The 14,454-nt window shown below is 50.2% G+C and carries 10 protein-coding genes and 1 pseudogene; all 11 read right to left on the minus strand.

The features are described from left to right. Positions 1 to 584: 584 nt before the first annotated feature. The 11 genes and pseudogenes from HMPREF0636_RS07935 to HMPREF0636_RS07985 all read right to left on the minus strand — a co-directional run bounded on the left by HMPREF0636_RS07935 (position 585) and on the right by HMPREF0636_RS07985 (position 14,443). Positions 585 to 3,671, minus strand: coding sequence for a glycoside hydrolase family 2 TIM barrel-domain containing protein (locus HMPREF0636_RS07935; protein ID WP_044169718.1), 3,087 nt, complete (start codon positions 3,669 to 3,671; stop codon positions 585 to 587). Between the two features lie 241 nt (positions 3,672 to 3,912). Next, positions 3,913 to 4,812, minus strand: a complete 900-nt coding sequence (locus HMPREF0636_RS07940) for a bile acid:sodium symporter family protein (RefSeq protein WP_044169656.1) — start codon at positions 4,810 to 4,812, stop codon at positions 3,913 to 3,915. A gap of 3 nt (positions 4,813 to 4,815) precedes the next feature. Further along, complete coding sequence (locus HMPREF0636_RS07945; RefSeq protein ID WP_044169658.1) at positions 4,816 to 5,358, minus strand: NUDIX domain-containing protein; 543 nt, start codon at positions 5,356 to 5,358, stop codon at positions 4,816 to 4,818. Between the two features lie 101 nt (positions 5,359 to 5,459). Further along, on the minus strand, positions 5,460 to 6,422 hold the full coding sequence (locus tag HMPREF0636_RS07950) for an ROK family protein (RefSeq protein WP_044169660.1): 963 nt from the start codon (positions 6,420 to 6,422) through the stop codon (positions 5,460 to 5,462). Between the two features lie 291 nt (positions 6,423 to 6,713). After that, on the minus strand, positions 6,714 to 7,424 hold the full coding sequence (locus tag HMPREF0636_RS07955) for a glycosyltransferase family 10 domain-containing protein (protein ID WP_044169661.1): 711 nt from the start codon (positions 7,422 to 7,424) through the stop codon (positions 6,714 to 6,716). Continuing rightward, positions 7,373 to 7,687: a hypothetical protein gene (locus HMPREF0636_RS08510; RefSeq protein ID WP_044169662.1), complete on the minus strand. Its 315-nt coding sequence runs from the start codon at positions 7,685 to 7,687 to the stop codon at positions 7,373 to 7,375. The genes HMPREF0636_RS07955 and HMPREF0636_RS08510 overlap by 52 nt, the downstream gene beginning before the upstream one ends. A 1,312-nt stretch (positions 7,688 to 8,999) precedes the next feature. Continuing rightward, positions 9,000 to 9,398 (minus strand): annotated as a pseudogene (locus HMPREF0636_RS08515) (DUF2721 domain-containing protein); the annotation flags it as partial. Between the two features lie 33 nt (positions 9,399 to 9,431). Further along, complete coding sequence (gene lipB, locus HMPREF0636_RS07970) at positions 9,432 to 10,931, minus strand: lipoyl(octanoyl) transferase LipB (RefSeq protein ID WP_044169663.1); 1,500 nt, start codon at positions 10,929 to 10,931, stop codon at positions 9,432 to 9,434. A 100-nt stretch (positions 10,932 to 11,031) separates the two neighbouring features. After that, a complete protein-coding gene (gene murB, locus HMPREF0636_RS07975) occupies positions 11,032 to 12,051 on the minus strand; it encodes a UDP-N-acetylmuramate dehydrogenase (protein WP_044169665.1) in 1,020 nt (339 codons plus the stop codon). Between the two features lie 30 nt (positions 12,052 to 12,081). Next, complete coding sequence (locus HMPREF0636_RS07980) at positions 12,082 to 12,564, minus strand: SPOR domain-containing protein (RefSeq protein WP_044169667.1); 483 nt, start codon at positions 12,562 to 12,564, stop codon at positions 12,082 to 12,084. A gap of 319 nt (positions 12,565 to 12,883) precedes the next feature. Continuing rightward, complete coding sequence (locus tag HMPREF0636_RS07985) at positions 12,884 to 14,443, minus strand: lipopolysaccharide biosynthesis protein (protein ID WP_044169668.1); 1,560 nt, start codon at positions 14,441 to 14,443, stop codon at positions 12,884 to 12,886. Between the last annotated feature and the right edge of the window lie 11 nt (positions 14,444 to 14,454).

Consider the following 14,454-nt stretch of genomic DNA (forward strand, 5'->3'; position numbering starts at 1 on the left):
CCTCTAACAAACTCTATATCAAAGCACCCTAGAGATGCATGTACAAATAACATATATGCGTGCTAAACACAACCTCTCTTGGCATATATCACCTGTCTTAGCAGAGATAGTGAACGGAGCTTGTTGGCTAGTTGAGCTTACACTATCTCCCCTTAGAGCACCATGGCATGGGCGATTGATGGGGCTCCACTCTAGCCCCCCTTAGAGGAAGAGACACATACAGCTATAAATCAACCGTTTACATATCACGCCAAAAGTGCCTACTACGAGTTATGGTAACTCGCCTTAACAAGTTGTGGTAACTCGTGCGAACGAGTTATGGTAAGTCGTCGCAGAGAGTTATGGTAAGTCTCCGAGACAACTTATGGTAACTCGTCTCTTTCCCGCATAAACAACATAGAAAGAACCTGTTACAGCATGGGATAATCCACCGCTTATATCTTATACTCCCAAAGGAGACACATCGCAAAGTATACCAGCTAACAAGACACAAAAGAGCAAGGCACACCGTATCAGATACGATGTGCCTTGCTCTTTTGTATACCAGCTATCCTTTCTTTGAGAGTAACTGCGGTTAGTAGAGCTTAGAGGGCTGGGCGTAGAGGGATAATTGGAGAAAAGAGAAGGCGCAGAGAATACTCCTTGTAGGGGAGGAGATACTTCTTCTGTGGGAGCGCACCCCAGCTATCATAGCAGCCCAGCCCCATATGCTCCGAGTCAACGAGTAGCTGCGTGAATGGAGCTACAGGGATGAGCTCAGAGTGTTGCTGGGTCTTCTTGGGGTAACCATCTAAGCTCTCCATGCTCCTATTCATGGCTGAGGCCATGAAATAGCAATCAGAGCGCACCTCAAGCCCACGCCCTCCTTGATCAAGGACACGGAAGAAGGTAAGGTCACTCTTTAGCCCCGTCTCTTGGGGGCGGATATAGGGATAGAACTGCTCCTCTACTGTACCCATATAATGCCCAACATGCTGTGAGAGCTTGCGATCAGGGTAGCTCTCTACTGGACCTCGTCCATAATAATCTACTTGATTGAAGGTCTTAGGAAGCTCCATGCGCAGACCGAAGCGGAAGAGGTTCGGCACATCTTTCTTTGCCCCAGGGTGCATCGTTTGCTCATAGAGCAGATGACCCGAGGCATCTATACCATAGCGGAGCGTGAGCTCTGCACCAACGCTAGGGAGGATATAGTTCGCTTCTATCCGAATAACCTGATTAGCCTCTTCTTGCATCTTAAGGCTTCTAAGTTTCAGCTCTGGGTATCTCCACTCGGCATACTTGCGCTGTAGCCCTGCTCCCATATCGTTGTCCGTTGGGGCACGCCAGAAGTTCGGGCTCAACTGATGCCCTTCATCAAGGAGCGAGAGCCCAGCCACATCATAGCGGGCAATAAACCCTGTATTCCTATCTATATCAACACGCCAGTCTGTACCCGTGATGATTAGATAGCGCGTATCATTGGTCATAAGGCGAGGAGCAGATTGAGCCCTGAGCGTATTCAGCTCAAGTGGAGCAAGAGTTCCTCGCTGCAAGACGAACTGCTCATGAGCCACCTGCTCACCAGCAGGCAGGATACCATCAGCTTCCCGTAGAGTGAAATAAAGCTGGAGCGTCACATCCTCGTATGGTGAAGCCTCAGGGAACCGATAGGGGAGCTTCAGCTCTGCTCTCGTCTGTGGAGCAATCGCAGGCATGGCAATCACACCCGACTGTACAGGGCGACCCATCACCGAGACCTCCCAGCGGAGATCATAGCGACCAAGGTCAATGAAGAAATACTCATTGTAGACACGTATCTTCCCTGCCTTACCATCGATGAGCTCTGGACGAAGGCTCTGTTGCACATAGCGGACTTCATGAGCATGTGGATTGAGCCTACGGTCAGGGCTAATCAAACCATTATCTAGGAAGTTATTATCAGAGTAATCATAGCGATTAAAGTCGCCACCATAGGAATAAAAGCTCCGTCCATCACGACCCTTCCAGCGGATACTCTGATCGACAAAATCCCAAATGAAACCACCTTGGTACTGAGGATACCTACGTATCAGCTCCCAGTACTCGTCGAAGCCCCCTTCGCTATTACCCATCGCATGAGCATACTCACACTGGATGAGAGGCATCTTAGGCTTGCTCTCTAGATAGCGAATGACCTCATGAGGCTGGCGGTACATCGGGCAATAGATATCGGTTGCCTCTAGCCCTGAGCGTTCGTACTGCACGGGGCGTGTAGGATCAAGAGCCTTAACTCTACGATAGGCTGCCCAGAAGTTATCCCCGTGCCCAGCCTCATTCCCTAGTGACCAAATGATGACGCTGGGGTGGTTGTAGTTACGCTCTACATTGCGCTCGTTTCGCTCTAGGTGCGCCCGAAGGAAGTCCTTACGTTTGGCCAAGGTCTCCTTCCCATAGCCCATACCATGAGACTCCAGATTAGCCTCCGCCACAACATAGAGTCCGTACTCATCACAGAGCTGATACCAGTAGTCATCATCGGGGTAGTGGCAGGTACGCACAGCGTTCATGTTCAGCTGCTTCATCACCAGCATATCCTGACGCATACGCTCACGAGAGACATAATAGCCTCCATCAGGATCCATCTCATGACGATTTGCTCCCTTAATGAGAATAGGCTGACCATTGACGAGCAGTTGTCCGTTCGCCACACGCACATTCCTAAAGCCTACACGCTGGCGGATAACCTCACCACCTGCTACCAGCTCCAGAGTGTAGAGGTATGGATCTTCTGCAGACCAAAGGTGAATACCTTCAACTGTGAAGGTTGCACTTCTCCCAGTGAAGGTCTTATCGAGTAGAATAGACTTCCCCGAGCGGTCACGTAGCGAGACCTGTACGGGCAGCGATGGTGTCGTCTTACGTAGCTCAAGAGCCAGCGTCCCCTTTGTGTAGCCCGTGGTATCAACATCTGAGATGATACGCACATCCTCGATATGCTGAGGCTCACGAGCATAGAGATAACAATCTCGGGCGACACCACTCAGACGCCAGAAGTCTTGGCACTCTAGATACGTCCCGTCTGACCAGCGGAAGGTCTGGAAAGCAATTAGATTCTCTTGCCCAAACTTTAGATAGGGTGTGAGATCAAACTCTGCCTCGAGCTTACTGTCCTCGCTATAACCAACGGAGCGACCATTGACCCATAGATCAATATTCGATGTCACTGAGCCAAAATGTGCGATGACCTTCTTCCCTCGCCAAGAGGCAGGTACATAGATCTGACGTCGGTAGCTACCGACATGGTTATTCTCGGTAGGGACAAAAGGAGGGTTATTCTTAAACTGATTATGCCAAGCGTAGAACGTATTGGCATAGAGTGGCTCTCCATAGCCATTGATCTCCCAGATACCAGGTACGGGCATTGTCCCCCATCCCTTATCGTTGAGGGTAAGACTACCAAAGTCCCGAGGACGCTCATCGGCATTACGCACCCAGTGGAAACGCCACTGACCATTGAGCGAAAGGAAATGCTCACTCTGATGCTTATCCATTGCCTGCTCCCCTTGCTTGAACGCAAAGAAAGCCGTGTGCATAGGCAACCGGTTAATGGCATTCACCTCTGGATCTTGCCAAGGCTCTTTCCCTCGACCTTGCCCCACAAGCGTGAGACTACCTGAAAGAAGTAATAGTAGTGCAAAGTATTTCTTCATCATGTTGTGTATATGTTGTTTATCTTATTATATCGTGTGTATAATCTATGTAGAGAGGTGAGCATATTCACCACCCTTACTCATCATATCCTGAGCATACGCAAGCAGTATATTGCAAATATTGAAGCTCCAGAGTGTTTTCATTATATCATCTGGGATATTTATTAGATTTAAGAGGCTGTTCCAACGAATTCAACACAAGATACTTGGCGTATATTCACACAAGAGAGAGGCTCGCCCCTCACACCGTTTGCCCCTTGCGCATATAGTAGCTAAGAAAGAAGTTCTGCCAAGCAATGTAGCCTGCAATACCCGGGGCAACAAGCGGATGAAGGAAGGATATACAGAGCCAGAGTACGAGCGCAGTGTTTTTTTGTCCCATAGCCTGACGACAAGCTGTTTCCTCAATACCAATCCGCCGAGCAAGTAACCTACCGAGTGTGAACTGGATGAAGCATGCCAAGAAGCCTACGGCAAACGAAGCAAGAAGTAGTACAACGTTCTCCCCTCCTTCTTTAGCGACAAAGTCCACCGCCTTCCCAAGGATGAAGATAAGCGATGAGAGCCAGAGCCAATAGGTCAGCTTCTTCTGCGGTCGTGGCTTTCGTCCTAAGCGATGCATGAATGCCCGCACAAGCCACGCCAGAGCGATTGGGAGAATCACCATGCGTGCTACCAGCAGGGCAATTTGTCCGGAGAGCGTCCAGAAGGGAAGCGTACTGGTTGCATCCAATAGGGGCAATAGCAACGGCGCAAGGAAACAGATAAGCGTATGCGTAAGTAGGGTATAGCCCGTGGCAAAGCCTACATCCCCCCCCATCAGACTGGTCATCGCCCCTGCAGCTGTAGCTGCTGGTGCAAGGAAGCACATGAAGAGACTACATGCAATACGCTGATCCCACAGCGAGAGGAGGGCATAAAGTGTTCCACCGATACCTAGTTGCAGGAGGAGCAAGAACAAATGCTGACGCCTTGGACGCATCTCCCTCGGAGGCATATTCAGCATCGCAAAGAAGAGCATCGAGGCGATGATCCACGGTAGGATACTAGAGAAGGGTGAAGTAATACGCCAGAGTAAAATCCCCGCTGTGATGAAGCACAGCGGTGCATACCCTCTGAGGCGATCAAACGGGATGGTCATGAGCTAGTCATCTAGCACAGAGCGATCAGCAAGCAGTCGCTCAATCGAGGCTCGTATCGATACAAGCCCAAAGTCCTCTGCTCGTAGCTCCTCGGGGGAGCAAATGACAAGCCCCTCTGCATCGTCTTGTGCTACTGCGCCCTCGAAGCTCTCTACTCGTACGACCCAAAAAGTATCAGCCGTGTAGACATCAATGCCAGAGTAAGGATAAATATTCGGTATCGAGAAGGCGTAGCGCATACTTTGCACCCTCAGCCCTGTTTCCTCCAGCAGCTCTCTGCGGACAGCCTCCTCTACACCCTCCTCAGGATCAACGAAGCCTCCAGGCAAATCGAGTGTACCCTTCGCAGGCTCTCTGCCTCGGCGCACAGTAAGGATTTGCCCATCCTTGTCCAGTACGAAGCACGCTACCGAAGAGGCTACATTATGGAAATAGGTGAGGTCGCAATGCGTGCAGTGGATCGCACGCTCATGCACATGCTCCAGACCTGCCTCTCCACAACGAGGACAGAAGAGGAAGCTAGAGAGAGGATGTTGTCTCTTCATTAGTATTCTTAGATAGAAAGGGAAAGAGCCAGCTAAGGATACGCTTCTTTGTGCGTCCTTTAGCTGACTCTTTTGTCGCTTTTATTGTGATGGGATGAGGCTTAGAGCTCCTTTGCTTCCCAGCCAAGTGCGCTTGCCCCGAGTACGGCAGCATCACTTTCCTTCAGCTGTGAGAAGAGGAGCTTCGTCTTCCCCTTGTAGATAGTCAGGAGGTTCTTCTCCATGTGGTGACGGATGGGGTTCATGATGAGGTCACCAGCCTTCGTCAGACCACCGAAGAAGATAATGGCCTCGGGTGAAGAGAAGGTAACAAAGTCCGCACAAGACTCACCTAGGATAGCCCCTGTACTCTCAAATATCTCCAAGGCCAGTGCATCGCCATTGACAGCCGCATCATACACATCCTTAGAGGTAATTGCGTCTATATCGATGCTCCTAAGTAGGCTCTCATCGGAGCGAATGGTAAGGTATTCACGAGCCGTACGTGCTACCCCCGTAGCCGAGGTATAAGTCTCTAGACAGCCCTGTCTACCACAGCCACACATACGTCCATTACGTCGTACGATCATGTGCCCCAGCTCACCAGCGAAGCCATCATGACCATAGACGAGTTGCCCTCCGACGACGATACCACTACCTACACCTGTACCGAGTGTGATGACGATGAAGTCCTTCATCCCACGAGCAGCACCATAGGTCATCTCACCGATAGCAGCAGCGTTGGCATCATTGGTCAGTACGACCCCGATACCGATACGATCCTGGATCATCTGTGCCAAGGGAATCTTGCCCTTCCAAGGGAGGTTTGGAGCGAACTCAATTGATCCGCTGAAATAGTTCCCGTTCGGAGCGCCGATACCGATACCTCGGATCTTATCTTTCCCTCCGACCTGCTCAATGAGCATATTCAGACCACTCACGAGATCGCTGAGATATAGCTCGATGTCATTATGCGTACCTGTCTTGATTGAGGCGCTAACGACGACGTTCCCACGGGCATCTACTACGCCGAAGACGGTGTTAGTACCTCCGAGGTCTACACCTATTACATAGGGCTTTTCCATTCTTTTTATCTATTACGATGTGTAACTAGCAATGTCTCATAGACAAAGATAATAGTTTTACATTAGAGATCTGAGCAAAGCACAAGTAAATCAACGAGAGGCATGGTCCAAAGACCACCAGCGGCACAATACACTCAGGGCGAGCGCACCTCTCAACCCACACTACCCCTATAACGCAAGCCCCCGGAGAGGGATATTCCTCTCCGGGGGCTTGCATATCTAGGAGCTTTGGTGTACTCTCTGCATCGCAGACAACGAGAGCAAAACCCGTATCTGACAGCGTACTTATCCTCAAAGGAGCTTCGCCAGACGCTCGTGTAGACCTTGTATATATTCCCAGATACGCTCCGCAGCACCCTCGACAAATGGAGGCTCCGCAGCAAAGCGTCTGTAGGCATCTTCATCCTCCCACAGCTCTTTCACTCGTTCGTATAGCTCTGCTTCCTCACCCTCCTTGTAGCGTAGGATCGCCTTAGGGTTGAGGATCCCTGGTTCAAGGTAATCACCCCAATAGATGGGGATACAGCCCGAGGCGATACTCTCGAAGATCTTCTCGGTAATATAGCCTTCACCAAGACTATTCTCTGGGCAAAGATTGAAGCGGTAATTGGCTAAGAAGTCCTCCTTAACGTCACCAAACTTCGTCCTTAGCTCATCGGTATTGTTCATAAACTTCCCCGCACAATCAATCTGCCCGATTGGACTCAAGAGCTTAATCAAGGGGGTACGCACACCACCTAAGTCATGCGAAGCAATCAGCGATATGAAGCGTGTGCGCTCCTCCTGAGTACGAGCGTTATATAGCCTACGCTTGGGGTCATTGAGCTTAGTGATGAAAGCCCGAATATCCTCGAGCGTTGCGTCAGGCTGAATGAAGTCCCGGTGAGAAATCCAGAATGGGAAACGATAATAGTTCGGCTCCTTGCGAAACTCAAAGCCTATACTTAGATCTACCTCCGCAACACGTGCATCACGCCAAGCCGCAGGAAGGCCTGGACGCACGGCATCAGACTGGAGATTCTCTCTCCACTATAAAAAATCTTGACACCCGGATAGAATTGGGCGAGACGGATACGTGGATCAAAGCAGGAGAAGAAACAAACCTTCTTATGCTCTGGGAACTTTAGGTCGATATACTTCTTCATCCAAAAAGTACTAATATCCTCATGCCATATCCAGTTGCGGGCAATAGCCTTGTCTTGGGTGGTATGTGCCGAGAGGAGAAGAGAGAAGTCACGCCCTATCTTCTTTAGCCGAGAGATCATATATGTAGCTTTGCTTTGTGAGAACCAGCTCCGGTACTTGAAGTAGCCAGAGTCTTACCATGGACAAAGGTACAAAGATATTACCTAAGCACCTCGGAGTATGGTCTTACCCATCTATCTTACAGAGTACAAGCATCCGTCTCTCCGACGTGGGGAAATAGCTCTTAGGTCTAATAAAGAGCGTTGTGGAGCTGGGATATAGAGAATGACGTCCGTACACTCATCCCTCTACTGATTATCCCAATACCCCCAAGCACAGTACACTATTCCTCATAAAAAACTCTAGTGTTTCTGACTCATATCTCTAGAGATCTGCCTCCGAAACTCTAGAGTCTCCGCAGAGGAAAAGCAAAAGAGAGGCTAGACAACTTAGATAGATGTCTAGCCTCTCTCGAGTTTTCGCACCCTTGAGATCCCTACCTCAAGGGCTATTAAGTAGCAAATACTACTCCTCAGGGTTATTACTTGTCTCCTGCCTGTCAGATTGTAGCTCACGCTGACGAGCCACAGCTTCCTCATAACTCATAGGACGCTCTGGGCGAGGGCTTGGCGCAACTACGGGCTGAGGCTCCACAGACCTCTGAGGCTCGGGGCGAGATGCCGTGGTAGGCTGTTGCGCTGTAGGCTCAGACTGATGGCTCTGAGCTGTAGTCTGGGGCTGAGATGTTGCCACGGGGGTCTCTGTCGCAGGGCGAGTATCAGGACGTGCCTCAGGACGAGGACGACGGATTTGTTCACGCTGAGCTGTAGGGACTGGTAGGCTGTGCTGTGGATTACTCGAGTGAGAAGTGGACTCTGCCACCTGCTCCTTAGTAGGCTCTACACTCTGTGCCTTAGGCTGCTGGGACTGTGCAGCCCTTTGCTCTGAGCGCTCTGGACGAGGGCGACGCTCTCCTCCCTCCCGTTGACGCTCATTCCCCTCACGCTGGGTGGGCTGATTCACCGAGCCTTGGGCTGGAGTAGAGGCATTGGGAGTAGACTGATTGCCCCGAGAAGAGGACTGATTTTGTCGCTGCTGTCCATTGTTACGACCTTCTCGGTTGCCCTCCTCTCGACGAGGACGATTTCCGTCCTGTACACTACGAGGCGTAGGAGTAGGTGTATTGGCCGAGGTAGACTGATTAGCATTGGGCTGAGACTGCCTCTGACCGCCCTGAGAAGAGGACTGCGACTGAGAGGATTGCTCTCTGCCTTGGCCTTGCTCTTTTTCCCGATCGTTTCGGTCTTTGCTTTTCTTTTTGCTCTTATTCTGCTTTGCCTTCTCACGCTGCAGGGTCTCATCATCCGGACGTCGACGAAGGGAGGGAGCTAGCTCCTTCTTGATGGAACGTAGGTTAAGGTTTAGAGCCTTGACCGATATCTGGATCTCCCAGATACAGAGACAGAGGGAGAGGGCAAGGAGCACCATGCCGAGACCAAAGACCCAGCCTGCTAGCACATTCCACTCTATGTAGTAGAGGAACATCGCACCGAGGCAGACCAAGAGGCTACTCGCACCGAGGATCTGCATCGCACGGATGAGGTTCAGGCGACGATAGAGGTTGTTAATCTGAGCAAGCGATGTGCTCTCAGAGTCAGGATTGCTTTCATACTTCTCCTTCAGGTGGCGCACAATAGTGGCATAGGAGAGGAAGCGATTGGTGTAGGCCAACAGAATCAGAGAGATGGCCGAGAAGAGTAGGGAAGGGGTAGTGAGATTAAGCTCGTTCATATACTGGATGAGTAAGCGTATGGGTAAATATTTCTAATAGCGTGGCGTGAGATGCTCATGCAAGCGTCGATGCAAGATCGAGACAAGCATATGCTTGACCACGGTGAAGTCTACTTCATGCCCGACTTCTTGGGCGATAGAGGCCACCTTACCTTGCTTAAAGCCACAAGGGTTGATGAGCTGGAAGGGAGCGAGATCGTTATTGACGTTCAGCGCAAAGCCATGCATCGTCACATAGCGACTGCTCTTGACACCGATAGCACAAATTTTGCGCTCCAGAGCAGGGTTCCCAACATCGAGCCAAACACCTATTGCTCCGTCCTTGAGACCAGCCTCAATGCGGTAGAACTTCAGAAGCTCAATGACCGACTGCTCTAAAAGCTCGATATAGGACTTGAGCCCAAGATGAAACCGCTCTAAGTCAAGGATAGGATAACCCGTGAGTTGACCTGGCCCGTGATAGGTCACATCCCCCCCACGCTCTACCTCGTAGAAGTCATAACCGCTCTCTCGTAGCACATCGAGACTCATCAGGACATTTGCCGAATCAGCATGCTTGCCCATGGTGAAGACAGGATTATGCTCACAGAAGAGGAGGAAGCTCTCAGTAGGAAGACCTTCGTGCTTGGCCTGAAGCTGAGCATCAAAGAGCTCTTTCTGCATTGCCCACGCCTCAGCATAGGCTATGCGACCTAGGTCTCGGTAGCTAAAGGGCTCCTCATATAGAGGAAGTGGCGTTTCGGAAACTAGACCATCACACAGCGTGATACACTGACCATCATAGCCAGGCTGTAGCCCCTCTGGGAGCATAGAGAGCAGCTGCTGGTGAGACGGCGCATGGTGCGATAGGTGGGTCAGGAGTGTAAGCTGTGGACGATGATGCAGCTTAGGGAGTAAGGCTTCGACGTCTAGGATTGACTGATGGCTCGGATGTGGACGCTGATACCTAAGGGCATTGATGACTAAGAGCTCCGAGCCATCCACCTTCATCCATTCCGACTCCGAGATCGTCTTCATATCGGTGATATAGGTGAATGCACCTATGCGATAACCAACGATAGGAAGCGAGCCATGATCGAAAAAGAGCGGTGTAACCTTCTCCCCAAGGAGCTCAAATGAACCTTCTCCATCCTCGTCGATTGGACAGAGAGTAAGCCGTGGCGTCCCTGGGTAAGGATTGGGACCAAAAGCATAATGCATCCGCTCCCTCACCGTCTCTAGCACTCGAGCCTGCCCATAGATAGGTAGCTCTTGACGCCAAGCGATGGTGCGGACATCATCCAAGCCAAACGTATGGTCGTAATGTTCGTGGGTGAGGAGGATAGCATCTATGCGATCCAAGTGCAGACGCACAGCCTGCTCATGGAAGTCTGGACCGCAGTCGATAAGAATTCGCTTACCAGAGTCTGTGATGATAAGCGCAGAGGAACGCAAGCGACGATCACGAGGATCACCACTATGACACACGGGACAACCACAACCAACCTCAGGGATAGCAGTACTTGTACCCGTGCCAAGGAGGATAACCTTCATTGTTTAGAGAGGGGGAGTAACCACTCTTAGGCTCTAGCCTAAGCTATGAGGCTTACTCCCACAAAAGGCGTATTCTAGTGTAAGGGGTTCTTTTTATCGACTAGACAATGTAGCGCACCTCAGGCTCAATGGCTATACTGAAACGTTGCATAACCTCACTCTGGATATGCTCTGCTAGGCGTGCTATATCTTGTCCCGTAGCCTCGCCATCAGCATTGATGAGAACTAGTGCTTGTTTCTCATAAACTCCAGCATGCCCCATCCTATAGCCCTTAAGCCCACAAGTATCGATTAGCCAACCTGCGGGGACCTTCACTCGTCCATCAGCCAGCGGATAGTGAGGCATATTGGGGTAGGAGCGTTGCAAAGTCTCAAAGACAGAGGCGTCAACAACGGGGTTCATAAAGAAACTACCAGCGTTGCCTACCACCTTTGGATTAGGGAGCTTAGACTCACGTATACTGATGACCTCACGCCGTACGTCGTCTGGAGTAGGAGCCTTATACTGAGAGGTAATACGCTCCCTGAGGTCTGCATAGTCCAGACGTAACGTAGGCTTCTTGTCTAGCCTAAGGTGGACATGGGTGACGATATAGTCTGCGTACTCAGGCTCCTTGAATATGCTGTGCCGATAGGCGTATGCACACTCATCCTTAGAGAAGATACGCTGCTCGCCTGTACGACGATGGAAGGTATGCACAGCAACGATACGCTCGCAAATCTCCATACCATAGGCTCCAATATTCTGGATAGCAGCAGCACCCACCTCCCCAGGGATAAGAGCGAGATTCTCAATCCCACCAAGCCCCTCTTTGGATGCTAATGAGACGAAATCATTCCACCGCACTCCCGAGCCAACGAGGAAGTCTACATGCCCCTCATCCTCGCTTGTTCGGTCAATCGTCTGGATCTCCGAATGAAGTATAACCCCATGAAAGTTGGCGAGGAAGAGCAAGTTGCTCCCCTCGCCAATAGTAAGACAGCGACACTCCTGGAAGTATTCATCCCGAGCTAGTAGGCTAAGATCCTCTAACCCATGAAAAGAGACAAACCAATCTGCTTGAGCACGAATACCAAACGTGTTATGCTCCAGAAGGGAATGGTTTTGTCTAATCTCCATGAAATGTCGTGGAAGGAAAGATGCCTTGGCCTAGAGATCGTTCTCTAGCAGCCAAGCATCCTTAAAGTCGGGTGCAAAACGAGCACGGATAGCGTCACGGCTAGCAACAGCTTCTTCACGAGCATCGAAGCTAGCAACGATGACACGTAGCATACCTGCTTCGTTCGTAGCGAGGACGGCGTTGTAACCCTCTTGAACCATACGATCCTTTAGGTTACGGGCATTCGTAGGGTTCTGGAAGCTTCCAATAACCACACTGAATCGCTTTAGGTGATTAGCGTCCTCCCCTGTATAGGTGGTGACACGCTCCTTGCGTACAGTGACAGGAGCCTGTGCTACTGTCGTACTCGTTGCAGGAGCTTCGTACTCCAAGGCTGGCTTATTATCCTGCCCTGCTATTTCTCGTTGCTTAGCCTGTTCGTAGGCCTTTCTATAAGCGCTCTGCTTCGCCTTGCATGAACCCAAGGTAACGAGCGAAATAAGTGCCAGAGAGGCAATGATGATCTTCTTCATAATCTAAACTTGAATTATGTACGATGATACAATATGCAAATCTACTAAATGCAAAGGTAAGAAATAAAAACACTTATACTTTATCTCTAGGCAATGACTAGAGGCTAAAGAATAAAAAGCCACCTTCTTTCCTCCCATTCACGCTTTACTATACCTCTGATTTTCAATTACTATAACGTCCCTAGATACAGAGGACGTATATTCACCACCTTCACCCATTACAGGTGACATGTGCAAACATACGCCGGTTGTAATCCGTGAGCATTCGTTATTTGAGGGCTGTAATCTCCCTTATGTAAGACTACTACATTATCAACAACTAATGCCCATGATGAGCTTCGGCGGGTGTTTTTCTTTTCAAGAGGTGGTGCATCACTAGCTCATACACATAGAGAAGGTCCTGCCTCATGAAGAGTAGCAGTAGCCCCAGGTACATCAATGCCATGACACATCCACCGATTGCCAGGCGAAGGAAGTCGGACAGCCCCCCAACAAGGTACGTATCTACACCCCAGACAACAAGGGCAGAGACCCCGCTCATGATGAAGAATGGGAAAAGCTCTCTCAGCTGCTGCCAGAGCGTATAATTGATGAACCGCCCCGAGTAGTGGCTATTGACAAAGAGGAAGATCACTTGGCAAATGACACTACTCCACAGAAGCCCATATACTCCCCACTTACTGCTAAAAACAAGTGCAATGAATATCCCAACACCTCCGATGATACGGCGAACAATATCTAGACGCATATATAGATCACTACGCCCCTTAGCCGAAAGGATATTCACATTGTAGTCATTCAATGGTAGGAGAATACCTGCCAAGCAAAGAATCTGAAAGTACCCAGCAGCAAGTGTCCACTTCTCTCCAAAGAGGAAGTGATACAACGGGTGAGCTAGTACAGCGAGCAGCGAGAGTGTCGGTACCGAGATCATGACCAGCAGACGCATCACCTTCCGATAGCCTGCTCGCAGAAGTTCCATATTACTCTGCACACGTATGAATATGGGATAGCTTACCTTGTTTATAGGGTCTGCTAGGATATATACAGGCACGACATAGAAGGCATTTGCCTGTCCGTACAACCCCAGAATACGTGTAGAGAAATAGCGACCTATGAAGACCGTAGTAATGTTGTTGTAAATCTCCTTGATGATACCAGAGAGTGCAATGCGCCAACCGAAATCAAAATGCACCTTAAATCGCCCTTTATCAAATATCCTCTTGGGTCGCCAAGAGGAATAATGCCAAAGCAGGCCAGCATTGACAAGAGCATTAGCGAGACCCATCCCCACCAATGCCCAAACACCGAAGCCTAGAGCAGCCATCCCCACACCGACAGACCCAGAGATAACTCCACAATAGAGCTGCACATACATCTGTTTCTTAAACTCCATGCGCCTCCATAGGAGGATGCCTTGGATGGACGAGACGGCATATATGACCATCGAGAGCGACTGCACCCGAAGGATAGGGATAAGTATCGGGTTATGGAAGTAGTCAGCAATCCACGGTGCGGCGATAAAAAGTATTAGGTAAAGGGATGCACTCATCCCTAGGTTGTAATAGAAGACCGTAGACAAGTCTCGCTCATCGAGTGTCTCTGTCCGAGATAGAGAGCTGCTAAAGCCAGCATTAGCCAGGGTCGTTGAGATGGCAATAAAGATCGACAATACAGCCACCGTACCAAAGTCCTCAGGTGTCAGCAACCGAGCCAGAGCAAGCTGAATAACGAAACTCGTGATGCGCCCGACAGCCTGCTGCACGGTTGCCCAACCGAAGCCCGTGACGGACTTTCGCTTGAGCGACTCAACATCTGCAGTTAGGTTACCTAACACCTCATCCCCTGTATCCTCTATCGGTCTCTGCTCTTCTTGCATGTACTTTTCTC

It is taken from the genome of Porphyromonas catoniae ATCC 51270 (assembly GCF_000565015.1).
Taxonomy (GTDB): Bacteria; Bacteroidota; Bacteroidia; order Bacteroidales; family Porphyromonadaceae; genus Porphyromonas; species Porphyromonas catoniae.

Excerpts from the sequence above, each read along its gene's own strand:
- HMPREF0636_RS07935 (WP_044169718.1), bottom strand. The coding sequence starts at position 3,671 with ATGAAGAAATACTTTGCACTACTATTACTTCTTTCAGGTAGTCTCACG.
- HMPREF0636_RS07940 (WP_044169656.1), bottom strand. The coding sequence starts at position 4,812 with ATGACCATCCCGTTTGATCGCCTCAGAGGGTATGCACCGCTGTGCTTC.
- HMPREF0636_RS07945 (WP_044169658.1), bottom strand. The coding sequence starts at position 5,358 with ATGAAGAGACAACATCCTCTCTCTAGCTTCCTCTTCTGTCCTCGTTGT.
- HMPREF0636_RS07950 (WP_044169660.1), bottom strand. The coding sequence starts at position 6,422 with ATGGAAAAGCCCTATGTAATAGGTGTAGACCTCGGAGGTACTAACACC.
- HMPREF0636_RS08510 (WP_044169662.1), bottom strand. The coding sequence starts at position 7,687 with ATGATCTCTCGGCTAAAGAAGATAGGGCGTGACTTCTCTCTTCTCCTC.
- lipB (WP_044169663.1), bottom strand. The coding sequence starts at position 10,931 with ATGAAGGTTATCCTCCTTGGCACGGGTACAAGTACTGCTATCCCTGAG.
- murB (WP_044169665.1), bottom strand. The coding sequence starts at position 12,051 with ATGGAGATTAGACAAAACCATTCCCTTCTGGAGCATAACACGTTTGGT.
- HMPREF0636_RS07980 (WP_044169667.1), bottom strand. The coding sequence starts at position 12,564 with ATGAAGAAGATCATCATTGCCTCTCTGGCACTTATTTCGCTCGTTACC.
- HMPREF0636_RS07985 (WP_044169668.1), bottom strand. The coding sequence starts at position 14,443 with ATGCAAGAAGAGCAGAGACCGATAGAGGATACAGGGGATGAGGTGTTA.